This window comes from Rhodococcus sp. SGAir0479, from assembly GCF_005484805.1.
Lineage (GTDB): Bacteria > Actinomycetota > Actinomycetes > Mycobacteriales > Mycobacteriaceae > Prescottella.
The window spans coordinates 2,378,640-2,402,182 of the sequence record NZ_CP039432.1 but is presented as its reverse complement, the minus strand read 5'-3'; the positions used below and the strand labels follow the sequence as shown (position 1 = coordinate 2,402,182).

Annotated in this window: 33 protein-coding genes and 1 pseudogene; 32 read left to right on the top strand and 2 right to left on the bottom strand. The window is 67.2% G+C overall.

Annotation, left to right across the window (positions count from 1 at the left end; genetic code table 11):
- The first annotated feature begins 271 nt into the window (after positions 1–271).
- The 5 genes from E7742_RS11265 to E7742_RS11250 all read left to right on the top strand — a co-directional run bounded on the left by E7742_RS11265 (position 272) and on the right by E7742_RS11250 (position 2,899).
- Positions 272–820 (top strand): hypothetical protein, encoded by a 549-nt coding sequence (locus E7742_RS11265; protein WP_137799032.1) that lies wholly within the window; start codon positions 272–274, stop codon positions 818–820.
- A gap of 64 nt (positions 821–884) precedes the next feature.
- The gene (locus E7742_RS11260) at positions 885–1,079 is read left to right on the top strand and encodes a hypothetical protein (RefSeq protein ID WP_137799031.1); all 195 of its coding nucleotides are present in this window, start codon (positions 885–887) and stop codon (positions 1,077–1,079) included.
- Complete coding sequence (locus E7742_RS11255; protein ID WP_137799030.1) at positions 1,076–1,912, top strand: 3'-5' exonuclease; 837 nt, start codon at positions 1,076–1,078, stop codon at positions 1,910–1,912. The genes E7742_RS11260 and E7742_RS11255 overlap by 4 nt, the downstream gene beginning before the upstream one ends.
- Entirely contained in the window at positions 1,909–2,085 is a 177-nt protein-coding gene (locus E7742_RS23215; RefSeq protein WP_175420466.1) for a hypothetical protein, read from the top strand. The genes E7742_RS11255 and E7742_RS23215 overlap by 4 nt, the downstream gene beginning before the upstream one ends.
- 76 nt (positions 2,086–2,161) lie before the next feature.
- The gene (locus tag E7742_RS11250; RefSeq protein WP_137799029.1) at positions 2,162–2,899 is read left to right on the top strand and encodes a hypothetical protein; all 738 of its coding nucleotides are present in this window, start codon (positions 2,162–2,164) and stop codon (positions 2,897–2,899) included.
- Positions 2,900–3,216: 317 nt separating this feature from the next.
- On the opposite strand, the gene E7742_RS11245 is transcribed toward E7742_RS11250, so the two are convergent.
- The gene (locus E7742_RS11245) at positions 3,217–3,627 is read right to left on the bottom strand and encodes a hypothetical protein (protein WP_137799028.1); all 411 of its coding nucleotides are present in this window, start codon (positions 3,625–3,627) and stop codon (positions 3,217–3,219) included.
- Between the two features lie 733 nt (positions 3,628–4,360).
- On the opposite strand from E7742_RS11245, the gene E7742_RS11240 reads away from it, so the two are divergent.
- The 22 genes and pseudogenes from E7742_RS11240 to E7742_RS11135 all read left to right on the top strand — a co-directional run bounded on the left by E7742_RS11240 (position 4,361) and on the right by E7742_RS11135 (position 19,262).
- On the top strand, positions 4,361–4,675 hold the full coding sequence (locus E7742_RS11240; RefSeq protein WP_137799027.1) for a hypothetical protein: 315 nt from the start codon (positions 4,361–4,363) through the stop codon (positions 4,673–4,675).
- Positions 4,672–5,034 (top strand): hypothetical protein, encoded by a 363-nt coding sequence (locus tag E7742_RS11235; RefSeq protein WP_137799026.1) that lies wholly within the window; start codon positions 4,672–4,674, stop codon positions 5,032–5,034. Before E7742_RS11240 ends, E7742_RS11235 begins: the two co-directional genes overlap by 4 nt.
- Entirely contained in the window at positions 5,031–5,306 is a 276-nt protein-coding gene (locus E7742_RS11230) for a hypothetical protein (protein WP_137799025.1), read from the top strand. Before E7742_RS11235 ends, E7742_RS11230 begins: the two co-directional genes overlap by 4 nt.
- Positions 5,307–6,275 (top strand): hypothetical protein, encoded by a 969-nt coding sequence (locus tag E7742_RS11225; protein WP_137799024.1) that lies wholly within the window; start codon positions 5,307–5,309, stop codon positions 6,273–6,275.
- On the top strand, positions 6,272–6,901 hold the full coding sequence (locus E7742_RS23875; RefSeq protein ID WP_137799023.1) for a DUF6221 family protein: 630 nt from the start codon (positions 6,272–6,274) through the stop codon (positions 6,899–6,901). The genes E7742_RS11225 and E7742_RS23875 overlap by 4 nt, the downstream gene beginning before the upstream one ends.
- Positions 6,902–7,128: 227 nt before the next feature.
- On the top strand, positions 7,129–7,485 hold the full coding sequence (locus tag E7742_RS11215) for an HNH endonuclease (protein WP_137799022.1): 357 nt from the start codon (positions 7,129–7,131) through the stop codon (positions 7,483–7,485).
- Positions 7,486–7,670: 185 nt separating this feature from the next.
- Positions 7,671–8,348: a RyR domain-containing protein gene (locus E7742_RS23365; protein ID WP_217497533.1), complete on the top strand. Its 678-nt coding sequence runs from the start codon at positions 7,671–7,673 to the stop codon at positions 8,346–8,348.
- Between the two features lie 307 nt (positions 8,349–8,655).
- A complete protein-coding gene (locus E7742_RS11205) occupies positions 8,656–9,096 on the top strand; it encodes a hypothetical protein (RefSeq protein ID WP_254699245.1) in 441 nt (146 codons plus the stop codon).
- A gap of 196 nt (positions 9,097–9,292) precedes the next feature.
- On the top strand, positions 9,293–10,123 hold the full coding sequence (locus E7742_RS11200) for a terminase (protein WP_254699244.1): 831 nt from the start codon (positions 9,293–9,295) through the stop codon (positions 10,121–10,123).
- Positions 10,110–10,805, top strand: a complete 696-nt coding sequence (locus tag E7742_RS11195; protein WP_254699243.1) for a terminase — start codon at positions 10,110–10,112, stop codon at positions 10,803–10,805. The genes E7742_RS11200 and E7742_RS11195 overlap by 14 nt, the downstream gene beginning before the upstream one ends.
- A 7-nt stretch (positions 10,806–10,812) precedes the next feature.
- Positions 10,813–12,006, top strand: a pseudogene (locus E7742_RS11190) (phage portal protein); the annotation flags it as partial.
- A 118-nt stretch (positions 12,007–12,124) separates the two neighbouring features.
- Positions 12,125–13,126 carry a hypothetical protein gene (locus E7742_RS11185; RefSeq protein ID WP_137799019.1) on the top strand — a complete coding sequence of 334 codons (1,002 nt, stop codon included), beginning with the start codon at positions 12,125–12,127 and terminating at the stop codon, positions 13,124–13,126.
- 244 nt (positions 13,127–13,370) lie between these two features.
- A complete protein-coding gene (locus E7742_RS23210) occupies positions 13,371–13,772 on the top strand; it encodes a hypothetical protein (RefSeq protein ID WP_175420465.1) in 402 nt (133 codons plus the stop codon).
- A 32-nt stretch (positions 13,773–13,804) separates the two neighbouring features.
- Positions 13,805–14,809, top strand: a complete 1,005-nt coding sequence (locus tag E7742_RS11175; protein ID WP_137799017.1) for a major capsid protein — start codon at positions 13,805–13,807, stop codon at positions 14,807–14,809.
- Positions 14,809–15,207 carry a hypothetical protein gene (locus E7742_RS11170; RefSeq protein ID WP_137799016.1) on the top strand — a complete coding sequence of 133 codons (399 nt, stop codon included), beginning with the start codon at positions 14,809–14,811 and terminating at the stop codon, positions 15,205–15,207. The genes E7742_RS11175 and E7742_RS11170 overlap by 1 nt, the downstream gene beginning before the upstream one ends.
- On the top strand, positions 15,185–15,586 hold the full coding sequence (locus tag E7742_RS11165) for a hypothetical protein (RefSeq protein ID WP_137799015.1): 402 nt from the start codon (positions 15,185–15,187) through the stop codon (positions 15,584–15,586). The genes E7742_RS11170 and E7742_RS11165 overlap by 23 nt, the downstream gene beginning before the upstream one ends.
- Positions 15,583–15,957: a hypothetical protein gene (locus tag E7742_RS11160; protein ID WP_137799014.1), complete on the top strand. Its 375-nt coding sequence runs from the start codon at positions 15,583–15,585 to the stop codon at positions 15,955–15,957. The genes E7742_RS11165 and E7742_RS11160 overlap by 4 nt, the downstream gene beginning before the upstream one ends.
- Before the next feature lie 2 nt (positions 15,958–15,959).
- Entirely contained in the window at positions 15,960–16,256 is a 297-nt protein-coding gene (locus tag E7742_RS11155) for a hypothetical protein (protein ID WP_137799013.1), read from the top strand.
- Positions 16,256–16,558 (top strand): HK97 gp10 family phage protein, encoded by a 303-nt coding sequence (locus E7742_RS11150; protein ID WP_137799012.1) that lies wholly within the window; start codon positions 16,256–16,258, stop codon positions 16,556–16,558. The genes E7742_RS11155 and E7742_RS11150 overlap by 1 nt, the downstream gene beginning before the upstream one ends.
- Complete coding sequence (locus tag E7742_RS11145; RefSeq protein WP_137799011.1) at positions 16,555–17,028, top strand: hypothetical protein; 474 nt, start codon at positions 16,555–16,557, stop codon at positions 17,026–17,028. The genes E7742_RS11150 and E7742_RS11145 overlap by 4 nt, the downstream gene beginning before the upstream one ends.
- A gap of 100 nt (positions 17,029–17,128) precedes the next feature.
- Positions 17,129–17,734: a hypothetical protein gene (locus tag E7742_RS11140; protein WP_137799010.1), complete on the top strand. Its 606-nt coding sequence runs from the start codon at positions 17,129–17,131 to the stop codon at positions 17,732–17,734.
- A gap of 97 nt (positions 17,735–17,831) precedes the next feature.
- Entirely contained in the window at positions 17,832–19,262 is a 1,431-nt protein-coding gene (locus tag E7742_RS11135) for a hypothetical protein (protein ID WP_137799009.1), read from the top strand.
- Here the strand turns inward: E7742_RS11135 and E7742_RS11130 are convergent.
- Entirely contained in the window at positions 19,259–20,128 is an 870-nt protein-coding gene (locus tag E7742_RS11130; RefSeq protein WP_137799008.1) for an SGNH/GDSL hydrolase family protein, read from the bottom strand. The genes E7742_RS11135 and E7742_RS11130 overlap by 4 nt on opposite strands.
- Before the next feature lie 437 nt (positions 20,129–20,565).
- Here E7742_RS11130 and E7742_RS11125 point away from each other — a divergent pair, with 437 nt between their 5' ends.
- The 5 genes from E7742_RS11125 to E7742_RS11105 all read left to right on the top strand — a co-directional run bounded on the left by E7742_RS11125 (position 20,566) and on the right by E7742_RS11105 (position 23,534).
- Positions 20,566–21,078 (top strand): ImmA/IrrE family metallo-endopeptidase, encoded by a 513-nt coding sequence (locus E7742_RS11125; RefSeq protein WP_137799007.1) that lies wholly within the window; start codon positions 20,566–20,568, stop codon positions 21,076–21,078.
- The gene (locus E7742_RS11120; protein ID WP_137799006.1) at positions 21,075–21,440 is read left to right on the top strand and encodes a hypothetical protein; all 366 of its coding nucleotides are present in this window, start codon (positions 21,075–21,077) and stop codon (positions 21,438–21,440) included. Before E7742_RS11125 ends, E7742_RS11120 begins: the two co-directional genes overlap by 4 nt.
- Before the next feature lie 156 nt (positions 21,441–21,596).
- Complete coding sequence (locus tag E7742_RS11115) at positions 21,597–22,523, top strand: tyrosine-type recombinase/integrase (protein WP_217497532.1); 927 nt, start codon at positions 21,597–21,599, stop codon at positions 22,521–22,523.
- A gap of 85 nt (positions 22,524–22,608) precedes the next feature.
- Positions 22,609–23,040: a hypothetical protein gene (locus tag E7742_RS11110; RefSeq protein WP_137799004.1), complete on the top strand. Its 432-nt coding sequence runs from the start codon at positions 22,609–22,611 to the stop codon at positions 23,038–23,040.
- 173 nt (positions 23,041–23,213) lie between these two features.
- Entirely contained in the window at positions 23,214–23,534 is a 321-nt protein-coding gene (locus E7742_RS11105; protein ID WP_137799003.1) for a hypothetical protein, read from the top strand.
- Positions 23,535–23,543: the final 9 nt, after the last annotated feature.

The window sequence follows — 23,543 nt, the reverse complement described above, 5'->3', positions numbered from 1 at the left end:
TCTGGCGGTGGATCGAACGCCCCGAACAGCACGTCGAAGTCGCCGGCCAACTCGAAATCCCCATACCACGACAGCGCAGGAGGTAGCCCACGATGACCGCGATCGTCGTCGAAACGAAGGACCTGCGGCAGGCACTCGCCGCCGTCGCCCCGCACGCTCACCCGAGTGGGAAGACCTGGGCCGCCTCCGCCTCACCATCGACCCCGACAACCTCACCGCAACCGCGACGAACGGCAAGGCGTACGCCCTCGCGATCGCCTCGATCTGGGAAGTGAACGACGCGAACGACACCGACACCGTCGATATCGGACGCGACCAGGTCGCCAAGATCCTCTCCGTCTTCAAGGCCCGGAAGAAGAAGGCCGACGAGCCCGAAGCCCAGGTCCAGATCGAGATCGGCGACAACTACGTCACCGTCTCCGACGTCTCCGGTATTCCCGGGATCGACGGGGAATCTCTCGTCCTCCCGCGCCTGACAAGCGCCGAGAACTACCCGGACATCGCCCGGCTGATCGCCCGCGCCCGCTCGCGGGAACCGCGACCGGTCTCGGGCATCTACGTCAGCGCCGGCTACCTCGCCGACTTTCGACCAGCAGCGCGCGTCTACGGCCAACCGCTCTTCCTCGAGTCCCGGGCGAGCATCGACCAGCTGCTCGTCAGCTGCGGCGAGTCGTTCCTGGGACTACTGCCGACCGTCCCGGTCGGGAAGAACGCATCAGCCGACCTCGCCGCTTGGTCCGACGGATGGGACGCCCGGCTGCCGCACCCGAGTGCGGAACCGCGCGTCGACCTCGCCACCGGGACGGGAGTCCACACGTGAGCACCGAGCCAGTACTGCCCGACCCGAGCCCTGCGGAACCTGCCGCGCGCTCATCGTGCAGGCCGTGACCGACGCCGGCAAGCCAGTCGCCGTCGAACCCGAGCCGTCACTGAGCGGCACTGTCGCTCTCTACAACTGGGCGGGCGTGCTCCGCGCGAACGTCGTCCAGAACACGAAAGCCGCCGCGATGCGCGCCGGCGGCCGCGAGATGTACCTGCCCCACTCCGTCAACTGCTCGACCGCCAGGAGGAACAAGTGACCAGCACTCCGCTCGTCTTCGTCGACACCGAGACCACCTCACTCCACCCAGGGCACCGCCGCCCGTGGGAGATCGCGATGATCCGTCGCCACAACGGCGCGACCACCACCTGCATCTTGCAGATCATCGACGTCGACATCGCCGACGCCGACCCGCACAGCCTCAACGTCGGTCGGTTCTGGGAACGCCACGTCAGATACCGCGATCCCGCGAAGTACGCCGGCGCCGACCGTGAACCGGCACCACTCTTCGAGTTCGACGCCGCACAGCAGGTGGCCGAGTTCACGGCCGGCGCGCATTTCGTCGGTGTGAACCCGGCTTTCGACGCCGATGTGCTCGAACGCATGCTCCGCCGCAACCGACTGATGCCCAATTGGGACTACCACCTCATCGACGTCCCCGCGATGGCCCTCGGCATGCTCCACGCCCACGCCGAGATGCAACTGATCGAAGACGCCCCGGAACTCCCGTACAGGTCGTACGAGCTGTCGAAACTCTGCGGAGTAAACCCTCCCGACGAGGACGAGCAGCACACCGCCTATGGCGACGCCCGCTGGGTCGAACGCTGGTACGACGCCATCGTCGCGTCCGAGCCGTCCGAAGTTCCTCTGCCTCACATCGGCAAGTACCTGACCCGCCAGCAGCACCAACGCGTCGTCGAAATCCTTTCGGACGACAACGCCGTCCGCGATGACACCGGACGCATCCATACGTGGGCCCTCGAACTGCACCGAATCTTCGGTATCAAGCGGTGCCTCTGCGGCAAGGTTCTGACCGCACCGTCACCGGGCTGCGAGTGGCACGCCGAGGTCGCGAAGAAGGCTTCCCGGTGAGCCAGGATCTCGTCCGCGAGCGCCGCCGCAAGCGCGAAGCCGAGCAGCAGGGCCGCCGAACCTGCAAGCACTGCGCCGCCCCCATCCAGCAAGACACGTACGGCTGGCACCACGCCGAGAACAAGCGCGTGGTGTGCCAGCTCGTCACCACCGCAGAACCGAAGGACTCCTGATCCCATGCACGTGCACCGATACGTAATCGACGAGAACCGCCGTGAGAGTGGCCCCGCTCGCGGCGTGCTCCACCACATGCGCCGGTTCCTCACCGTCCGTCGATTCGAGGACGGACCGCAACTGTTCGCCGGCCACCTTGAGACGATCATCCGGAAGCCAAACCCGGAGTTCAGCGCCCGCTTCCACGTGGGAACCGCGGCGTCGGAAACTCCATTCGACGGCCACCTGACCATCCTGGGCAGCGGAATCTACTGGGGAACCGAGAACGGCCGCAAGCTCGCCGCGTGGCTCACGCGCGAGGAGCGGCATCCATGGGACGGTCGCGACCTCTCAGTACGTATTCACAACGGCCGGGCCTACCTGTCCGCGTGGGTGCACCCCGACAACTGGGTCCGCGGGGAGTTCGCTCAATGGCGTTCCGGCTCTTGGCTGGTAAGCCCGCTCGACCACTTCTACGGTCCCGCCCGCTACTGGCATGCCGACGTCGACCGCGCCGATCTCGTCGTCGAGCTCCCCGAAGGCGCATATCCGGTCACGGCCACCCTCCAGCGCCAAACGTATGGGCGCCCGAAGAGTCGTCGCCGCACGGAGAGCTGGGTAGTCAACGTCGAGTCCCCCAATGGCATCCCCAATCGCCGCGACCGGTCCGGAGGATGGAAGGGCGACCGCGCCTACGGGTTCGGCGTGGCACTCGCCTCGCGCCGCCCAGACTGGGACGTCGACGCGAAGGCGGCGATCGCGGCGCGGATCCTGAAGGACCGCGCCGACAGCGGGTTCCGTGAGCCTCAACCGACCAGCGGCGGTGGCAACTGATGTCCGACTGCTGCGGCCCCGATCCGCCGCGCGCCCCGCCTCGCTGTACGCCCTCGACGATAGGACTGCCGATGATGCTGCTTCCCAACACGATCCGGGTAGGTGATTGACCCGTGCCGTGGGTGCGTTGGGGCGACACGTCCGCGAACCATCCGATCGTCCTCAACGTCATCGAGCACGAGGCTTTCGACGACAGACTCCTCAACGAGGTGCACGGCTTCATCTCACGCTGCGCCGCGCAGGCAGGTGCGCACACGACCGACTATCTGATTACCCGTGGTACAGCGGTTCTGATCGGTGGCGCGTCACGTGTGGACCTACTGCTCGACGTCGCGAAGGACGCCGGCTACCTCACAGAGGTCGCTGTCGACGGACGCACCGTCTACAAGCTCGTCGACGACGACCCGGACTTCCTCCATCTCCGTCTGAAGGAAGAGATCGACTGGGAGAAACAGCGCAAGCTCGACAACAGCAACCCCGCGCTGATCGTCCCGGTCCGTATCCGCGACGGAGACGGATGCCGCTGGTGCGGCGATGTTGTCGACTGGAACTCCCGAACCGGCGGCCGGTCGGGCACGTACGACCACCTCGCGCCCGGGCAGCCCGCGACGATCGACACCTACGTCGTGTGCTGCCGCAGCTGCAACAGCAGCCGCAAGGACGGAGCCGTTCCAGCCGGGTCCACCGGACTTCTCCCCGAACCGAGTAGCCCCTACTACAGCCCCCACACCATCACCTGGCTCACCAACAACGAATGGCGCCAGCGCAACGGGTACGAGGTCCCACCCCGCCCCGAAGGGTCATCACCCCAGGCAACCGCGCGCCGGGCCTCCCGCCCGCCGCCACCGAGACGCCCGGCCAGCGAACCGACACGCCGTCGGTGCCCGCGGCCCCCGCAGGACAGCGACCCGGCACCCAGCCGGAGAACGCGGCAGTTCAGCGCATCAACCCCGTTGATGCTCCTGCACAGCGAACCGACACCCCGTCGGCGGACGCGACGTCTCCGCGACCCGGCAGCCAACCGGAGCACGCCATCAGCCCGGGCGATGACCAGCGCGAACCCCCGGCCTGTCAGAACCCTGACAGGACCGGACAAGGCCAGACAGGCGAGCAGGGTACGGATCCTGTCCGGACTGGACGGGGCGGGACGGGGCGGGACGGGTCGGGACGGGACGGGAGCCCGGATCTCTCAACGCAACCCACCACACGACAGAACCTGCCTCGCGCATCCTCCCGAGGACGACGACGGCGCAGATCCCGCAACACCACCGGCACAACCCCACCCACGATCGGAGACCACCAGTGACCTACGGATCTCTCGCCGACATGGACGCGGCAGACGAACGACGAGAACGACGCGAAGCCGCAAGAGCTCAGGTCCGTGGCGGCCCCATCTCTCCTCCGATGCCCGTCCCCGGCAATCGTCCCCGCGCCGTCGTGGTCAACCCGACTCCGGCTGCGATGCCTGCGACGAAGGCGCCGGCCACCGCAACCCCGCCTGCCTTCCAGCTCGTCGGTGAACTGCCCGACACCAAGAGCGGCCGCCGCCCCACGGTCCCGCCCATCCGCCAGCAGCTGATCGACTTCGCGAAGGACAACGTCGACCAGTGGATCGAGTACCGCTCGACCGATGGCGACAAGTTCAAGCAACCGAGTTCGGTCGTCAACCAGATCCGCAAGGGCGGGGGCGGATTCGGCCCCGGCTTCGAGGGAGCCGTCCGGGGCGGACAGCTCTACATCCGGTACGTCGGCGTCACCGAGCAGGGTCCGGCATGAGCACCGCGGAACAGATCATCGCCGCACACCGACTCGTCTACGTGGGCTGCGACTGCGGGTGGCAGTGGGACGCAGACCGAGACGGCTACCACCGCATCGAGGACCTGCACGCCGCGCATGTCGTGGCTGCACTTGAGGCGGCCGGCAAGGCGGTCGTCGAGCTGCCCGAAGCGATCGACGAGGACGGGCAGAAGGTTTGGCTTCCCGCGATGTCCGAGGTAATCGCTGGTGTGGAGCCTGGTCGGGCCTACGTCGCGAGCACGATCGGCAGGGGCGAGTACGACGCGGCGAAGCTGAGGGAACTCGGGCTCGTGCTTCTGGCTGCTGCTCGTGTGGCGGAGGGCGGTGACCAGCCGTGAGCGGTGTCGATCCGAGTACTATCCGGGCCGCTGTCGCGGCGGCTCAGGATGCGCCGCCCGCCGAACTGCCGCCATACCCGACCGACACCGGGCCGCAGGTCCGCGACCTCGCGAAAGGGCTGCGCGGGTTGCTCTTCGGCCACCTCGACCAGCCGCAGGCGTTCCGCTCACACGACCAGTTCTACGCGCCCCTCGCGCAGGCGATCCTCAACCGCCTGCACGGCTGGGTGATCGACCCCGAATCGAAGCAGTGGAAGAGGATGGAGGAGTAGGTGGCCGACCGACTCTGCGTTCTGCCGCACCGCCGGGTACCGGCAGTCGGCGAACCGTTCCGGCTCCCGGACGGGAAGACCGGTATCGGTGACGGCGTCCGCGCCGTGCACGACCTCGCGATCCACGGCGGCCGCCCGGTCGCCGGCGCCCACCCGCACGCTCAGCTGTGCCGCGGCCACGCCGCACGCCTGGCGGAACTCATCGCGGACACCCCGCAGATGATCGCGTGGCTCCGGGAGCAGATCGAGCCGACGAACTCGGCCCCGGATCGCAGCAACGGCTACACCCGATCGACGAAGAACGAAGCACCGCTCCCGCTCTCGGTCGCGGCTGTCGACGCCGCCGACGAGGAGCTCGTCTACCTCTGCGAGTGGGCGAGGATGGTCGCGGCGTACAGGGGAGAGGCAGAGCCGGACTTGCCCGCAGCGCGGCGGGTGGACCGCACAGGCGAACGCAGGGTCATCGGGATCCGGCCAGGGCCGGCCGTATGGATGACCGCGAACATGGCTGCCCGGTTCCTGCTCGACCGGTTCGACTGGATCATCGAGCGGGACTGGGTCGGCGAGATGACGCAGGAGCTCGGGGCCCAGCGCGGGACGCACCTCGCGCGCTGGCCTACCGGTGACCGCGCCCGTCGACTCCGCGGATACCGATGCGCACGCTGCAGCAGAGAGTCGGTCCTCGTGCACCCGCCGGCCGGGCCCCCGGTCTACGACGACGAGTACCGCCTGTTCGCGGTCAGCCATCGCGGCCAAGTCGAGTCGCAGACCATCCGCCCACTCGCGTACGCGTACCCCATGCTCGTCGCCTGCTCCGACCCACGCTGCGGGGAACGAGTACCCGAGTCGGAGTGGGCCTGGGCAGCGCAGACCGCAGAGCATTACGGACGCGAGATCCGTGGCGTCACAACGCGACCCCGAGCACGGCGCCGTAGCCTCGGGGAAAACGAAGGGAACGGATGGCAATGAACGAGATCCTGGAGTTCCTGCAGGCACGGCTCGACGAGGATGAGCAGACGGCGACTGCTGCCATTTCGGCCACCTTCGGCGGAGACTCGACATGGACTTCGAAGGATGACGGAACCGGTAGGCAGACCCACGGATACGTCATGGCGGACCACACGGCAATCTGCGGTCACGACGATGACGACGTGCTGCTCCCCATCGCTGATCACATCGCCCGCTACGACCCGGCCCGAGTGCTGCGTGAAGTGGAAGCGAAGCGGCGGGTCCTCGCCGACTACGAGCTGTACAAGGACGCCAAGTATCCCGACTCGGATGGGGTCACGCGATGGCTCTCGAAGTTGTGCTGGATCTCCTCGCCGCCGTGTACTCGGATCACGCCGACTATCGCGAGGAGTGGGCCGTTGACTGATCTGCTCGACGTCGACACCGACGAGTACGTCACGCTCCGGCAAGCGATGCGACTGACCGGCCGCAGTCGGGACACCATCAGGCGATGGGTCAAGCGCGGGACCGTGCAGACCATTCACGCTGACGGAGTCGTCGGGTACAGCGTCAACGACCTCCGGGACACCGAAGCGCAAGCACACCAGAACCAGACGCGGACACGCGAAGTTGCTGAAACCGGCTGACCTGCGTGTGCGCACTCGATGGTGTAAGCTGCGCTTGCGCGGCCAGTGACTCTAAGTCCTGGCCGCGTAATCATTCACCGGGTCCTCCCCGTCGCAGGCGCTCGTCAAACCACACCACCGCCCGACCGTGCGCGGCACGACTGGCCGACTTAATGCGACCGTGCGTACCCTCCGCCCCTTCGAGGTAGGTGCAGCTGCGTACCCGTTGCAACGGAGAGGATCCGGTGATGACCCGCAACACCATGCGCGTGTGCCGAGTGCACGGCTGTCCCGAGATCCAGCGCGCGCCGCTCTGCCGGGCGCACGCTGCGGATCGTGAAGCGCACCAACGTAGAACCACACCGACCAAGGTGACCCGGGACTGGAAAGAGCAGAAGCGCAGGAAGAAGGCGGTCGATGATCACGTGGCCGCGCATGGCTACTGGTGCCCCGGCATCGGAGAGCCACCGCATCCCAGCCGCGACTTGACCGCGAACCACCTCGTCCCGATCGCGCGCGGCGGCGATCCGCGCGGCCCGCTCGGTGTCGCGTGCCGGCGCTGCAACTCGCGCCAGGCCGACCGGTTCGAAGTGAGGGCATCCTAAGTCGAACGGGTGTTCGATCGCCCGACCGGCACCCCCAGGGGGGTACCCCGAACGGGACGCGCGCCCCTCGCCGCGGGGGAGGGCTCTGAGAGGTGCGGAGGGTTCAACACGTTCCGGCGGGTGCCACCTGCCAATGCCGAGCCGTGGCTACGGCGCAATCGATCGACTCACCAGAAGGGTTCGACATGGGATACGCGTACTACCTGCTGCCGGACGGCCGCGAGGCCGGATACGGGGTCGAGGCGGAGTGCGACCGCGCTGGCTGCGCCGCACGGATTGATCGCGGACTCGGCTACCTGTGCGGTCAGAACCCAGAGGGTCACAAAGACGCTGACGAGCCCGGCTGCGGCAAGTACTTCTGCCCGACCCATCAGCCAGACCACGACTGCACTAACCCCGAGTGCGGCGAGTGGGACGAGGGCGAGAACCTCTGCTGCAGGTTGGTGCGGGGTCACGATCTGCCCCATCGCGACACCGACACCGAGGAAGAATTCGTCAGCCGGGGAGACGACGTGAAGCGACCCGCATACTTCGTCGACATCGCGCGGGTCTGCCACGAAGCCAACCGCGCGATCCAGATGATCCTCTGCGATCCTGCGGTGTCACCCGGATGGGACGACGCTCCGGAGTGGCAGCGCGAGTCCGCGATCGATGGCGTCGAGAAGGCGATCAACGGGGCGACGTCGGAGCAACTCCACGAGTCCTGGTGCGAGTACAAGCGCGCGGACGGCTGGACGTATGGCGAGACCAAGGACGAGGTCGCAAAGACTCATCCGTGTCTGGTCCCGTACGACGAGCTACCCGAGACACAGCGGAGAAAGGACGCCGTCTTCGGCGCGATCGTCGCTGCTCTCACCTCATAGTTTTCCGCCCGGGTGGACGTCACCCGCCAGCGTCATCCGAACCCAGCGCTGGATGGGAGCGAAGCTGCACACAACGCCCGCAGTCGGCTGCCGAAGTGCGCCGGCCGTTGGGTAGATCCGCCGTCTGAGAGAGCGGCGGTGGTGTGGCTGCCCGGGCGGTCTTTTCGTCACGCGTCCGATCCGTGACTCGTTTCCCTGTCGGCCAGGCGCGATGCCGGCCGACGTCGTGTGCGGCGCGATGCTGCTGAAGGAGTGAGTGATGGCTGGTCATGGTGGTGCCCGGAACAGGTCAGGTCCGCATCCGTCGATGGTGTCAGCGCGTTCTGACGCGCGGGATCTGAAGGCGAAGCGGCTCGACGCCGGCGGCTACCAGGAGAAGATCCCGGACTTTCCGCTCGCTGCCCAGACTGTCCGTGAGGCGGAGGTGTGGGAGTGGGCGTGGCGGACTCCGCAGGCGACGCAGTGGATTCAGGAGCCGTGGCGTTGGTACACGATCGGTCAGTGGGTGCGGTGGTCGGTCAAGGCTGAGGCCGCTGATGCGCCGGCCGCGACGGTCACGTCTGCGACGCGCTTCGCAGATCAGATCGGACTCACGCCCGCCGGGCTGAAGGAGAACGGCTGGATCATCGGTCCGGTCGAGGGCGTGGTCGAGCCGAGTGGAGCTCCGGAACCGACGCGGACGCCGCGGAAGTCCGCGCGTCGATCGGGTCCGCAGCGGCGGTTGTCGCCGGTGCCGGATGTCGGCTGACTACGTCGTCGACTTTCCGACCCTCGCGCACCTGCAGGACGCGTGGGTCCAGGCGCATTGCTCGATCCCGACCGGCCACCACAAAGGGGAGCCGTTCGTGTCGGCTGACTGGCAGTTCTACTGCACCGCGCAGCACTATCGGGTGCGACCGAAGGCGAAGTGGATTCCCGAGAATCCGTTGAGGAGCACCGCATTCGTGTACCGCCGATCGCTGATCGTCGGTCCGCAAAAGTGCGGCAAGGGCCCGTGGTCGGCGACGATCGTGTGCATCGAAGCGGTCGGGCCCTCCCTGTTCGCGGGGTGGGCCGAAGACGGTGAGGTGTACCGGTGCGCTGACCACGGCTGCGACTGCGGATTCGAGCACGAGTACCGGGCCGGCGAGCCGAAGGGTATGCCGCACCCGTCGCCGCTTATCCAGCTGACGGCAACGTCGGAAGACCAGGTCGACAACGTCTACGACCCGCTGAAGACGATGATCCGCAACGGCCCGCTCTCCGAGTTGATGGCGATCCGCGAGGGTTTCATCCGGCTGCCAGGTGACGAGTGCCGGATCGACGTCGTCACCGCGTCCGCGAACTCGCGGCTCGGTAACCCGATCACGTTCGTGCTGCAGGATGAGAACGGCCTGTACACCAAAGAGAACAAGATGATCAAGGTCGCGTCTACGCAGCGGCGTGGTGTAGCCGGTATGCAGGGTCGGTCGATCGCGACGACGAACATGTGGGATCCGGCCGAAAACTCCGATGCCCAACAGACTTTCGAGGGCACCGTGAAAGACGTGTTCAAGTTTTTGCGCACGCCACCGGCGGGTCTGTCATGGAACAACAAGCGGGATCGGCGCAAGATCCTGCGGTACGTCTACGACGGCTGCAGCTGGATCGAACTGGATGCGATCGACGCCGAGGCGATGGACCTGATGCAGACGAATCCAGCCGAGGCGCAGCGGTTCTACGGAAACATGAAGGTCTCGGGTATGGGCGCGTGGCTTCCGGATGGACTGTGGGAGAGCGCGTATGCCCGTGCGTGAGATCAAATGGCTCCCGAACCCCGAGCGCGGTACGCAGGTCAGTGTCGGGTTCGACGGCTCGGACAGTGACGACTTCACGGTGATCCGGTGTCGCACTCGATCTGGGCGGCTGTTCACCCCGCGCTACGGGCCCGTCAAGCGGCCGACGATCTGGAATCCGGCGGAGTGGGGCGGGCAGATCCCGCGCCACGAGGTCGCGGTAGCGCTCGACGAGATCCACGACCGGTGGGATGTCTCGCGCGGTTACTACGACCCGCCGGGTTGGCGGACTGAGATCGGGGAGTGGGCGCAGAAGTACGGCGAGAAGCGCGTCGTCGAGTGGCCGACGTACCGGGTCAAGTTCATGCACGAGGAACTTGAGCGGTTCCTCGTGGATCTGAAGGAGGGGCGGATCAAGGATGACGGGTGCCCGATCACGCGTGTGCACATGGCGAATGCGATAAAGGTCGCGCAGAACGGTCAGCGGTACATCCTCGGCAAGCCTGGCGGCGAGCAGCACCGCAAGATCGACGCCGCGATGACGTCGGTGCTCGCCCACGCCGCGGCGTGCGATGCGGAGGCCAGCGGCTGGCCGGAGAAGTCCGACACGACGGTGATCTGTTTCGGCGCCAGCAAGGGGCGCTCGACTGCAACTGCGAGAAGTGAGAGGAGGCGAGGGCGAGGTGGGTCTGTCTTCGGCTGAGTCGGCGATGCTGCGGGAGCTGCGTACGAACGCGACGCGTGAACGCAGAGAGGACAAAAAGTTCGACGCGTACTACAACGCAGAGCAGATCATTCCGACGATCGGCCTCGCCGTCCCGCCGGAGCTACGGGTCTTCGAGTTCGCCCTCGCATGGCCGCAGATCGCCGTCGACGCGATCAACGATCGGTTGAACGTCAAGATGATCATCCGTCCGGACACCGAACTCGCGGACGAGGAGATGATGCTGGACTGGAACGCATCGAACCTCGATTCGCAGTCGATGCTGGCGCACCTCGACGCGCTGATCTACCGCCGTTCCTACGTGTCGGTGGGTACGAACCCGGACCCGTCCGGCCGCCCCCTGATTCGGGTGGAGTCCCCGGAGCACATGACCTCGATCGTCGATCAACAGAGCCGCCGCCTGACGGCGGCCCTGCGCACGTACGTCGACGACATCGGTCGGCAGGCCGCGACGCTCTACCTTCCGGACGAGACGATCAGTCTCCGTACGAACATATTCGGCCGACTGGTCGAGGAGAAGCGCGACCGGCACGGCCTGGGGCGGGTCCCGATCGTGCTGTTCCTCAACCGCCCTCGCGCCGGCAAATTCGTGGGCCGCTCAGAGATCGCCCCGCTGATCGGCCCGACCGACATGGTCGGTCGGCAGCTGATGAACCTGCAGGTAGCAGCCGAGTCGCATTCAGTGCCGGACAAATGGGCGGTAGGCGTCTCGAAGGGCGACTTCGTCGACGAGAACGGAGAGCCGCTCGCGGTCTGGGAGTCATACTTCACCGCGATGAAGGCAGCTGCGAACCCGGCCGCGAAGTTCGGCAACTTCGACGCCGCTGATCTGGCGAACTTCACGAAGGTAGTCACCATGCTCTCCGAGCAGATGTCGTCCATCACGGGGCTGCCGCCGGACTACTTCGGCATCTCGACCGCGAACCCCCCTGCTGAGGGCGCGATCCGGGCTGCGGAGAACCGTCTGATCACCCGCTGCGAGAAGCAACAGCGGATGTTCGGCGACTGCTGGGGTTGGGTCCTCGGCATCGCCGAACGCCTGCGGACAGGCGTGTGGCCGGACGGAGATCTGATCCGGGTCGAGTGGCACGACGCCGGCACCCCGACGTTCGCGCAGAAGGTCGACGGTCTGAACAAGATGACCGGCGGCAAGGAGATCCTCTCCCGCGAGGGCGCGTGGGACGAGCTCGGGTGGAGCGAAGCCCGCAAGGCCCGCGAGCGCAAGTACCTCGAGCAGGAAGCCGCCGAGGGCTTGGGCGCGTTCCTCACCCGACCGCTGAACGAGAATCGGGGTACCGATGATCCTGCAGGCGGCAACTGATCATTACGAGGAACAGCGCAAGATCAGCGGGGTCGTCCTCGCCCGAGCCGAGCGGATTTGGGGGCGTCGCCCGCCGGCGGACTTCGATGCGTGGTTCGCTGAGCACGTCGATGAGCTGACCGGTCTCCTGGCGGTCGGCCAGGAGCGTGCGGTGATGGGCGCCGACGAGTACGTCGCCGGCGCACTCGACGAGGCAGGAACTCCGGTCGACCCGGATGTCGAGATCAACCAGTCCCGCCTCGTCGGCATCGCCTCCGACGGCCGCCCGCTCGATTCATTGCTGTATGGCGCCGTGATCACCGCGAAGGGTGCGGTCGGGAAGTCGGCCGAGCCCGGATCGGTTGCGGCGCTGCAGGCGTGGCGCGGGCCCGGGTTGCATGCGCTGATGCTGCGCATGCACACCCAACTCGCAGACGCCTCGCGCGTCGCGACCGGGCTGGCGATCGCTGCCCGGCCGCGGGTGGGATACGTGCGGATGCTGGTGCCGCCGTCGTGTTCGCGGTGTGTGGTCCTCGCTGGGCGTTTCTACCGCTACAGCGCGGGCTTCCTGCGGCACCCGAAGTGCAACTGTCGGCACATCCCGGCGACCGAGAACACTGCCGGCGACCTCACCACCGAACCGCGGAAGTTCTTCGACTCCCTCGACACCGAGCAGCAGGACAAGTTGTTCACGGCGGCTGGCGCGGAAGCGATCCGCGACGGCGCCGACATCAACCAGGTCGTCAACGCCCGCCGCGGTGCGCACGGGCTCGACGCCGCGGGGCAACTGCAGCGGCAGAACGTGTACGGGCAGCAGCTGTTCACCACGACCGAGGGCGTCACGAAACGCGGCATCGCCGGCAAGGTCATCCGGTCGCGCGGACGCACCGCGCGCCGGACGCCGCGGCTGATGCCCGAAGCGATCTACGAACTCGCCGAATCCCGGGAGCAGGCACTGCGCCTGCTCCGGATCAACGGGTACGTGCTCGGCGCCGCGTAGGCGGCACACTCTTCCCGCCGACCGGTGGGGATTCACGAACTGCGGCGCGCGATGCGCCGCGGACCGACTCCGCGATGGAGGACATCGTCATGCGCAAGAACCGGCCCTGGCTGCGGTACTTCAATGCCCCGAAGGTGGGCCGGGTGGTGAAGGCGGCGCGACGCCGCCGGCCAACCCGACACCGCCTGCGCCTGCTCCGACCAATCCGGCGAAGCCGGAAGGAGAGCCGCTCGGCGAAGGCGGGATGAAGGCGCTCCGTAGCGAGCGAGAGGCGCGGGCTGCGGCCGAGCAGCGCGCGCAGGAGCTCGCGGACCGCGTGAAGGAGTTCGAGGACGCCCAGAAGACCCAAGCCGAGCGCGACGCCGAGCAGCGTGCCGAGCTCGAGCGGACGGCCGCCGAGAACGCTACGAAGGCGCTCCGGTACGAGGCAGCCGCCAAGGCTGGTCTGCCGCTGTCGGCGGCCGGCCGGCTGCAGGGCGCCACGCTCGACGAGCTCGTCGCCGATGCCGAGAGCTTCAAGGAGTTGCTCGGCGCAGCGACCCCGGCGACCAAGAACCCGGCCCCGGACCCGTCCCAGGGCCGCGGAGGCGGCAAGACGACACACACGAACCTCACCGAGGCGATGAGCAGCCACTACAGCAGCTGATCGTCACGGTCCCACACTGAAGGAGAGCCGATATGGCACCGACCACCCTGGCTGAGGCGAAGAACAACGCCCAGACCGACTACGACCCCACGGTCATCGACGAGTTCCGCAAGGAGAGCGCCGTTCTCGACGCGCTGACCTTCGACCAGGCCGTGAACCCGGCCGGTGGCGGTGCCACGCTCACCTACGGGTACCGGCGCCTGGTCACGCAGGCGACGGCCGCGTTCCGGCCGCTCAACACCGAGTACACGCCGCAGAACGTCACCACCGTGCCGAAGACCACCGAACTCGCCGTGCTCGGCGGAGCGTTCGAGGTCGACCGCGTCATCGCCTCGATCGGGCCCGCCGCGTCCGCCGCTGTCGCGGTGAACCTGCAGCAGAAGATCAAGGCCGCGGTCACCAAGTTCCAGGACGAGGTGATCAACGGCGACACCGCCGTCGACGCGGCCGGCTTCGACGGCCTCGACAAGGCGCTCACGGGCAGCTCGACCGAGTTCCGGGGAACCTCCGTCACCGACTGGACGGACTTCGACACCAACACGCGCGCCGAGCACAAGGCGCTCGACGCCATCGACGAGTTCCTCTCGTTGCTCGACGGCAGCCCGACTGTCATCCTCGGTAACTCCCGCGCCCTCGCCCGGGTCCGTGCGGCCGCGCGGCGCGCTGGAATGTACACCAAGGACCCGGTCGAGGGCCTGATCGGCGCGAACGGCCGCCCTGTCGAGCGCGAGACGTACGGCGGCATCGTGTTCGCCGACCCGGGCGCGAAGGCCGGCACCAACGATCCGATCATCCCGATCGAGTCCCGCACCATCGGCACCGCCCAGACCGGTCTCACCGATCTGTACGCGTTCCGCGTCGGCCTCGATGGCTTCCACGGTGTGACCACCGTCGGCAGCCAGCTCGTCCAGACCTGGCTGCCCGACTTCTCCACCTCCGGTGCGGTGAAGAAGGGCGAGGTCGAGCTCGGCCCCGTGTCCGTCGCGCTGAAGGCCACCAAGGCCGCAGCCGTGTTCCGCAACATCAAGGTGGCGTGATGACTGCTGTGACAACCCCCGTCGAGGGCTACACCGGAATCGTCGCTGGCGTCGCGTTCATCAACGGCCGCGGCGAGACTGACGACCACAACGCCCTGTCCTACTTCGCCCGCCACGGCTACCGCATCGGCGACGCCGCCGCGGTGCCGGCACTGGCCGTCCCGAAGATCGAGATCAATCGTCTGGCGCCGGAAATTCCGGAGGGCGCACCGAACGACAAGTGGAAGGTGCCCGCGCTGAAGGCGTACGCCGGCCGCGAAGGCATCGACCTCGACGGGGCGAAGAACAAGGACGAGATCCTCGCCGCGATCGCTGCGCACGAGGTCGCCGCCGACGCCGATCTCGCCGCCGACGTCACCGCCGCGGGAGAGCCTGATGACGACTCCGGCGACGCCTGAGAAGTACATCACCGCAGCCAACGTCGCCGACCTGCTCGGCGAGACGCCCGACGAAACGGAGCTCGCGCGCATCGAACAACTGATCGTGTTCGCCGCGCCGAAGCTCCGATCCCTCGTCCCTCGTCTCGACGAGCGGGTCGCGGCCGGCAAGCTCGACGTCGACCAGGTGCGGGGCACCCTCGCCGCCGCGGTGGCGCGCGCGCTCGAGTCGCTGCGCATCGGGATCCTCACCCGCAGTGAACAGTTCCCCGAGCTGTCCACCACGTACACCGCGGGCCCGGACCTGATCTGGTTTTCCAAGAGCGAGATCAACTCGCTATCCCCGGGCGCGGATGGCACCGGCGGCGCGTTCTCGATCCGGATCGGCGGTGTGCGGTGAGGAAGCTGCCCGAGAAGTGGACCCTGCTCGCCGACAGTGAACCCACCATCGACCCGGTGACCAACAACCGGCTTCCGGGCCGGCCGATCGAGATCCCGTGGACGGGGCTGCTGCAGCAGCGGCAGCTCACCTCGTCGTCGATCGACGTCGGGAACACCGAGATCGAGAACGGCCACGAGACGTCCGGCGCGGTGCTGCTGCTCGACCCAGGTATTCCGCGCATGCCGCAGCGCCGCGACCGCTTCCGCGGTGAGGACGGGACCACCTATCAAGTCGTCGGCACACCGCGGCCCCGACGACCTGCACGCGGCTCGCGCCGCGTCGCCTACATCGCCGCGATCGTGCGCTCAGCATCCGACATGAAGGAGTAACCATGTCCGAAGACCATTCCGACGTCGTCACATTCACCGATCCAGAAGGACGGACCGTCTCGACGACCCGCGGATCCGACCGCCACGTCGAACACCTCACGTACCTCGCCTCCCTCGAGGCCGAGGACATCGCCGACGGTGTGCCGATCGTGGACGAGCCCGATCCGGTCTCCGCCGATCTTCCGGTCGACCCGGACCCGCTCCCGGCCGACACCGTGGACGTCGAGGTGCCCGCGACTCCCGAGACGGAGGCGGCGCCGAAGCGCTCTCGTCGACCTCGCGCGGCCGCGGAGTCCTGATGCCCACGCGGTTCGTCGTCTACCCGGGCGCGGCCAAGGCCGAAGCGATCGAAGCGTCGTTCGATGACCGTCTCGACATCGGCATGGAGATCGCCCAGGGCGCCCGGGCCGACGCCCCGGTCCTCACCGGTGACTACCGCGACGGCATCACGGTCGAGGCGGACGGCGACCGGGTCTTCGTCGTCGACGAGGACGAGGACTCGATCTTCAAGGAGTACGGCACCGTTGACACCCCGCCGCACGCAGTGCTGACGAACAACGCCGCACGGTTCGGCGAATACTCCGGGTGGCAGCCGCGATGAGGATCGTCATGCCGTTCGCGCCGGCAGCGGTGCGCGACTTCCTCGTCAACACGCCCGAGTTCACCGACGTCGTTCCGGCGCATCTGATCTCGACTCGGGACACTCCGGAGCAGATCACGCGCCCGTTCGTACTCGTGCGGCCGTCCGCGAACACCGGTACCGATCCGATGCTGCGGCGGCCGTGGGTGCAAATCGACGCGTGCGTGCCGCCGATCGAGGTGATGGCCGCGACCGACGATCCCGCGATCATCGACGCGTTCTGTCACACCGACCCGGAAGAGACAGCGTGGAACATCGCCGCGCTCGCCGGTGAATTGATCGGCCGCGCCCGCCCCGTGCAGTGGCGGAACGGGACCTGGCGGGGGGAGTGGAGAGACGGCCCCCTGGCGCTCACCGACAAGTCCCGCGCCAACGACATGCCGTTGTACCGCTCACCCGTACGGGTCGAGCTGAAGATGTCGGTCTCCTGACCGACCCCCGATCGCCCGCCCGCGGATGTTCCTGGCGCATCCGCGGGCGGGCCACCAATCGACGCTCACGACCGTGTGAGCCCATGCAGGAGGAATACCCGTGAGCAACCACGCCAATCCCCAGAACGCCTACGCCTGGATGGACGGCGACGCGTTCCGCGCGCCTGCCGGCACCAAGATCCCCTCGAACGCGTTCAAACTCACCGGCACCGAGCTCCCGCTCACCGCGGCGATCACCGGCCCGCCCGCCATCCCCGCGGTGACGTGGCCCGCGTTCGGCGGCGTCGAGGCCGGCATCCAGAAGAGCCCGTCGCAGAACCTCACCAAGCTCCACGCCGCGAACTACCGCGACGCCCCGTACAAGATCCTTCGCGATCCCCGCGAGGAGGTCTTGAAGTTCAAGGCGTACGACTACTCGCGGGCCTCCGTGCAGACCGCTCTCCAGGGTGGCTCGATCACGGAGTCCTCGGCCGGCAGCGGTATCTACGTCTGGGACGTCGCCGACGACGAAGAGTTCGCCTTCCTGTGGATCTCGAAGCAGCGGTCCGACGGCATCGGCTACTACTGCGAGCGCATGACCCTCGGCACCCCGGTGGCCTCCGCGATCGCGGACGGGAAGTCGATCGACGCATTCGACTTCGAGCTCCACGCACTCGCCCCGGTCAAGCGCCTGCGCACCGAGGATGACCTCGCCGGAACCCCTTAGTCGGCCCGATGATCGGTGACGAGTCGAATTCGGCTGTCATCGGGCCTGACCTGATCATCGCCTGACCACAACGCATTTGAAAGGTGGGTGGCCCCGCATGGCATGGGAGCGACCAAACATTGTCAGCGGGGTCACCCGCGCCACGAAACAACTTTTCGACAAGATCCTCGACGGCATCGACGGGGCCCACGCAGGGCTGGCCGACCGGCCGACCAAGGAGGAAGCTAACGCCACTTACGGGCGGCAGGACAAGATCGTCCGCAGCCGCGACGGCGCACTCGGGGTGTGGGGTCATTCCTACGCGTTCGGCATCGGAGCATCCGACGTCGGCCGTCGGTACGGCTCCCTTCTCGCGGAGAAGCTGCAACTCAGCGAGCGCATGGACGCCATCGCAGGCACCGCGGTCGCCACCGAATCGTCAGGTGCATCGTGGGCAGCCGTCCTGCAGAAGGTCACCCGCAACAGTCGCGGAGCCGTCGCAGGGTCCGGCGTCCCCTCGACCACCCAACGTGGGTTCGCTCCACCCGGTGGCGTGTTCGTTCTGAACTACGGCATCAACGACGCCAACACGCTCGGCAACACCACTACGCTCCTGGCCCCGGTGAAAGAGTCAATGCGGGTCGTGCTCTCACGCCTTCGCGCCGGGGCGATCTTCGAGGACACCTCGCCCACGTTCTCGTACACCGGCACCTGGCCGGCGCCAGCTTCCACGGACCGCAACTCAGGAGGGTCGTACCGGTACGCGTCCGCCGATGGCGCGGCCTACACGATCACCACGCCGGAGGACTTCCCCGGTGGCACGGTATGCATCGGCTACCACGCACCCTCTGGCGCGGGGAAAGGCGCGACACACAGCGTCAAGATCGACGGCGGGACGGCCACCAGCTACGAGTTCCGCAATGCCCGGTCCGGCGCGGTGCAGCCGCACGTGCTCCGACTGAAGGGCCTGACGCCGGGCGTCCACACCATCACCGGCACCGTGTCTGGGGTCTCCGAATACACCGCGGTCGACTACTGGTCGTGGGAGGCTCCGGAACCCGAGTGCCCGTTGATCGCGGTGCTGAACCAGCCGACGCTCGTGGACTACAGCGCTTACGGGACACCTCTGGTCACCGACGCCGGAGTCCTCGCCCTGAACCAAGTCCTGGCGGACGTCGTCGCCGAGTTCGGTGAACGCACCATCCTGGTCGACCTGGCATCGATGAACAAGGTCGCCGCCTACTACATGGTGGACAAGCTTCATCCGTCCGACCTCGGGCACCAGAAGATCGCCGACCTGACGTATCGGGCCATCACGCGGAGTGGGTTCACGATCGAAACCGGCACCGCCCCGGCTCAACGTGTCGACCGGGGCACTGCGATCCCCACCGGTACCCGCACGTTCTATCGGGTAGGCGATGAGATCCGGAACTCGAATCCCGTCGAAGAGGGCACGGCCGGCGGCAAGTACATCACCTACGGATGGATCTGCACCGTCGAAGGGCGACCCGGCACCTGGCTCCCACTCCGCTACCTCACCGGGAACTAAACCCCGAGCGCCTGCCGAACAACACTGGCCCACAGGTCATACCCGGCCTGACTCGGATGAAGGTCACCCTTGTCCTCGAAAGCGTTCTCCCACCCGGGCATCGCCTTGTACGGGGTGTATACGTCAATCATCGGATCGTTCCGCCCCTGCAGGTAGGTGCGGAACGCTTCGATGTTGATGTCGTGCATCTGCTCGTGTGCCGAGCCGGGGCGCTCGGGGTTCTGGAGAACGCCGACGATGGCAGCGTTCGGGAAGCGCTTGATCATGTCGGCCATGAGCGGGCCCGCGTAGCCGACGAGGCCACCGGTCTCCTCATTGTGGCCGTAATTGACCAGCACGAGGTCAACCGCGCTGCCGTCGATCGGCACGATCTGGTTGAGGTTCGAGTGCGCGTACACCGACTTGGTGCCGGAGGCGGAGCCGTTCCAGATGGTGACAGCGGGCTGGCTTCCGTTCGCCAGGCGCCACGGGGGAATGTAGCCGTCCGGCTCCTGCTCGACACTCCACGGGTTCAGTGTCACCAGACGACCAGTCTTGGCGCCGAGCGCTTCCCCGAGCTGCACGACCCACCCGCGGCGTGCAACACCGGTCGAATCCCCAAGGACAACGATCTGGAAAGCGTGGCTCGGATCGTTGAGGCGGCCCATCACGTCCGCGATCTGGTTCTTCGGCATCACGGGCGCCACAACTTCGGTTGTTGCCGGCACGTACGTCGACGCGTACGCCTCGTCAGGGCTGCCCTCCCGGACAACCGAGATTCCGTACATGACGAGCGCCGCGACGATCGCGACAGCCATGACCGACCAGAACGCCACGGTCTTTCGGTCCCGAACCCCTGCGGTCTGTGACCGCTCCTTCTTCGACATGCGAAGGATTGTCGCTTATCGGTCGTCTACCGGCGAGTTCGCGTTCCCAGTAGCCGGACGGTGCGACGCCCGGTCCAAGTCGGGGGTGTGGACCGGGCGTCGCGACACAGAAGCTATCGATCGCGTCTGACCTGTATGGCCCGATTCGCGGTTCTGTGCCGAGCGTCACGCCCGCCCGTAATCGCTCACTACAGGCGGCCGCGGCCGTACGTGGAGGAGGCCTCCGGCCGGCTGGTTGCCGGGCCTGTGGGTGGGTGCCGCGAATCTGCACTGTGGATTGGCGGACGGTGTCCAGCCGGAGCGGCCGACCAGGTGAAACTTGAAAGTCGATAAGCAGGAGGTTAGGCTGCAGCACCTTGCTCCGCTAAGGTTTGGGGAATACACCAGGTTCGCCTGTGGATAAACATGTGTATTGCCTGTTAGTGAAAGGGGAGGGCATGCTCATCAAAGATGCGGCACGGGAAGCTGCAGAAGATGCGCTGGCCACGCACTGGAAGGGCCAGCCCTTCCCTGTTGACCCCTTCGCGATCGCCGAGAAGATGGGCATTCGCGCCTCCCTTCGGAGCTTGGATCCCGACACCTCCGGCATGATCATCGCCCGGCTGCGTACGCAGCCTGAGATTTTCGTCGAGGCGAGCGACACCTGGCCGCGGCAGCGTTTCACCTGCGCCCACGAGTTAGGACACTTCGTCGAGCGGACGCAGTCTGCGGGAGATCTGCGGGAAGGTTTCGCCTTCGTCGATCGCCGTACCTCGAAGACGGACATCCACGAGTTCTACGCCAACGAGTTCGCGGCCAACCTCCTCATGCCGGCAGACGAAGTGCGCCGACTGGAAGCGGAAGGCATGACGCTGATCCGCATGGCCGGCCACTTCGGCGTGTCCGTTCCCGCCATGGAAGTGCGGCTGCGGCGCCTAGGCATCGCGCTCGTCGCACCTGCGAGTCGGTGAGCTCATACGGCGAAGTCGACACTGGGGACTTCGACAACGCCGAGATAGATGCGCTCAAAGCGCAAGAGCTACCCAACAATGAGGTGCCGCCCGGCGCTGCGGAGCATCTTCTCCAGGCGCAGGTCGACCGCGCGCGACAGGACAACGACCACCGAGATCAGCTGCTCACGTGGACGATGTGGATTGTCCCCTTCGCACTGATGCTGAACTTCGGGATTTTCGTGCTCTATATGGGTTCGGAGTGGGGGCACATCTCCGATGGAGTGATGATCGCGTGGATCAGTGCCACCGTGGTCGAGGTGCTCGGTATCGCGTACATCATCGCTTCGGACCTGTTCAAAGACGGCACCGGCGGCAGGTAACACTGCTGACGGTCGCCGCCTGATCAGGGCAAGTCGACGGATGGTCGGTTTTCGGTACTTTGGATGGTGGACCTCGAAAACGAGGACGGCCCCGATCGGTGCTACCAACACCGGCTCGGGGCCTTGCCACCACACCATGTGCCTGGAGTGATGACCGTGCTCGACCATACCTTGCTGCCGTCTGCCCGCAGCACCGAAACTCCCGCCGTATTCAGCCCGTTCGACCTCGCTGTGGCGGGGTTCCTCGCGCGCTACAGCGGCCAGACCTTCTCCGCCTATCAGACCGACCTGCGCACCTATGTCCAGTGGTGCGAGCGCGTCTGCCTCGACCCGATGCAGGCCCAGCGCCCGCACCTGGAGCTGTTCGCCCGCTACCTCGAGCACGAGCGCGGCAACGCGTCCGCGACGGTGCACCGCCGCCTCTCGTGCCTGCGGATGCTCTACCGCACCATGCACCACGACGGCGTGATCGAACGCAATCCCGCTGAGTACGTGCGGATGCCGAAGGTGTACTTCGACGAGTCCCGCATGATCGGGCTCTCCCGATCCGAACTGTCGGCGCTGGTGTCCGCGGCCCGGGCCTCGACGCCGACCGACGATGCGCTGATCACGATGCTCGCGCTCCTCGGCCTCCGCGTATCGGAGGCCTGCAACGTCGACATCGGCGACTTCCAGGGAACCGAACGCGGCCACCGCGTCCTGCAGCTCGTCGGCAAGGGCGGCAAGCCGGTGACGATCCCGCTGCCGGTGCCGGTGTCCCGCTCGCTCGACCGCGCGGCCGGCGACCGGACGTCGGGTCCGCTGCTGCTGCGCCGCGACGGCACCCGCATGACCCGCCGCAGCGCCTCCCGCGTGGTGGCGCGGCTGGCGAAGAAGGCCGGCATCACCCGCAACGTGCATCCGCACCTGCTGCGGCACGGGTTCGTCACTAGCGCGCTCGACGCTGGTGTGCCACTGCGTGACGTGCAGATCATGGCCCGCCACTCCGACCCCCGGATGACGTCACGGTACGACCGTGCGCGCGGCAACCTCGACCGGCACGGCAACTACGTCCTCGCCGCATACCTCGGCGGCGCTGCCTAATCGCCGCCGCAACCACATACCTCCGCAGCCCCGTCCTCACCGACGGGGCTGCGGCGTTTCTAACACCCCTCTGAAAGGAACTGCCATGCCAGGCACTGACGCGACCACGATCACCGACCTGCTCGACGACCTCGCGACGGACGGCGGCGCCCCGGTGCCGTTCACGTACAACGGACGCCAGTACGCGGCCCGGACCCGGTACACCGGCGAGGAGGTGCTCGAGCTGTCGGCGCGACTGCTGTTCGTCGCTCCGGAGCATCCGATCAGTCCGGAGGAGTACCGCGAGATGGACCCGGCGGATCGGAAAGCCGCGGACGAGCTACATCGCGCGGAGATCAACCGGGCCTACAACGAGTGGATGGTCGCGCAGCTGGCGTTCATGCTCGCGGAGGGTGACCCCGCGCTGCTGTGGGACGAGATCGGAGAACGGCCCGCGAACGTCTCGAACCGGCTCGTGCGGGGGATCATGCGCCGCACCGGCCTGTTCAACGCGCAGGGGGAATTCCTCGCGTCCTAGCCTCCCTTCTCTCCGAGGATGGTTGGGGCGCGGCCCTTGCTGGTCTGCGCAGGCATCACAGGCTCGGTCTGCGGGAGCTGCTCCGGACGGAGCCGTGGCGGGACGCGGTCGCGCTACTCGAGGACGTCGCGGCCCAGAACGAACGCGAGTTCCGGGACTCGGAGAACACCGCGATGCTCCTCGACCGGTTCGACTTCTTCCTCAACGGCGAGTACATCGACCGAACCACCGATCCGGAAGACCCCGCGGTCAAGGCCGCGGCCGACGACCGGCGCCGCCGGGGGATCAAACCGCCGCCGGTGCCGGTCCTGGAGCCGATCGCGTTGCGGCGCGACGACATCGCGCAGATCCGACAGAAGCAAGCGACCGAGCTGCGCGCGAAGTTCGCGCAGCCGGCGCAACCGGCCGCCACCACGACGGTGAACGGCCGCGAACGCGTGAACGCAGGTGCGTTCCTCGCGTACGAGGCAGCCCTCGAACGGGCTGGTCAGTAACTACAGAGT

Coding starts and splice junctions, on each gene's coding strand:
- E7742_RS11250 (WP_137799029.1), top strand. CDS start 2,162: ATGCGCCGGTTCCTCACCGTCCGTCGATTCGAGGACGGACCGCAACTG.
- E7742_RS11240 (WP_137799027.1), top strand. CDS start 4,361: ATGCCTGCGACGAAGGCGCCGGCCACCGCAACCCCGCCTGCCTTCCAG.
- E7742_RS11235 (WP_137799026.1), top strand. CDS start 4,672: ATGAGCACCGCGGAACAGATCATCGCCGCACACCGACTCGTCTACGTG.
- E7742_RS23875 (WP_137799023.1), top strand. CDS start 6,272: ATGAACGAGATCCTGGAGTTCCTGCAGGCACGGCTCGACGAGGATGAG.
- E7742_RS11215 (WP_137799022.1), top strand. CDS start 7,129: ATGACCCGCAACACCATGCGCGTGTGCCGAGTGCACGGCTGTCCCGAG.
- E7742_RS23365 (WP_217497533.1), top strand. CDS start 7,671: ATGGGATACGCGTACTACCTGCTGCCGGACGGCCGCGAGGCCGGATAC.
- E7742_RS11205 (WP_254699245.1), top strand. CDS start 8,656: ATGGTGTCAGCGCGTTCTGACGCGCGGGATCTGAAGGCGAAGCGGCTC.
- E7742_RS11195 (WP_254699243.1), top strand. CDS start 10,110: ATGCCCGTGCGTGAGATCAAATGGCTCCCGAACCCCGAGCGCGGTACG.
- E7742_RS11185 (WP_137799019.1), top strand. CDS start 12,125: ATGATCCTGCAGGCGGCAACTGATCATTACGAGGAACAGCGCAAGATC.
- E7742_RS23210 (WP_175420465.1), top strand. CDS start 13,371: ATGAAGGCGCTCCGTAGCGAGCGAGAGGCGCGGGCTGCGGCCGAGCAG.
- E7742_RS11175 (WP_137799017.1), top strand. CDS start 13,805: ATGGCACCGACCACCCTGGCTGAGGCGAAGAACAACGCCCAGACCGAC.
- E7742_RS11170 (WP_137799016.1), top strand. CDS start 14,809: ATGACTGCTGTGACAACCCCCGTCGAGGGCTACACCGGAATCGTCGCT.
- E7742_RS11165 (WP_137799015.1), top strand. CDS start 15,185: ATGACGACTCCGGCGACGCCTGAGAAGTACATCACCGCAGCCAACGTC.
- E7742_RS11155 (WP_137799013.1), top strand. CDS start 15,960: ATGTCCGAAGACCATTCCGACGTCGTCACATTCACCGATCCAGAAGGA.
- E7742_RS11150 (WP_137799012.1), top strand. CDS start 16,256: ATGCCCACGCGGTTCGTCGTCTACCCGGGCGCGGCCAAGGCCGAAGCG.
- E7742_RS11145 (WP_137799011.1), top strand. CDS start 16,555: ATGAGGATCGTCATGCCGTTCGCGCCGGCAGCGGTGCGCGACTTCCTC.
- E7742_RS11135 (WP_137799009.1), top strand. CDS start 17,832: ATGGCATGGGAGCGACCAAACATTGTCAGCGGGGTCACCCGCGCCACG.
- E7742_RS11130 (WP_137799008.1), bottom strand. CDS start 20,128: ATGTCGAAGAAGGAGCGGTCACAGACCGCAGGGGTTCGGGACCGAAAG.
- E7742_RS11125 (WP_137799007.1), top strand. CDS start 20,566: ATGCTCATCAAAGATGCGGCACGGGAAGCTGCAGAAGATGCGCTGGCC.
- E7742_RS11110 (WP_137799004.1), top strand. CDS start 22,609: ATGCCAGGCACTGACGCGACCACGATCACCGACCTGCTCGACGACCTC.
- E7742_RS11105 (WP_137799003.1), top strand. CDS start 23,214: ATGCTCCTCGACCGGTTCGACTTCTTCCTCAACGGCGAGTACATCGAC.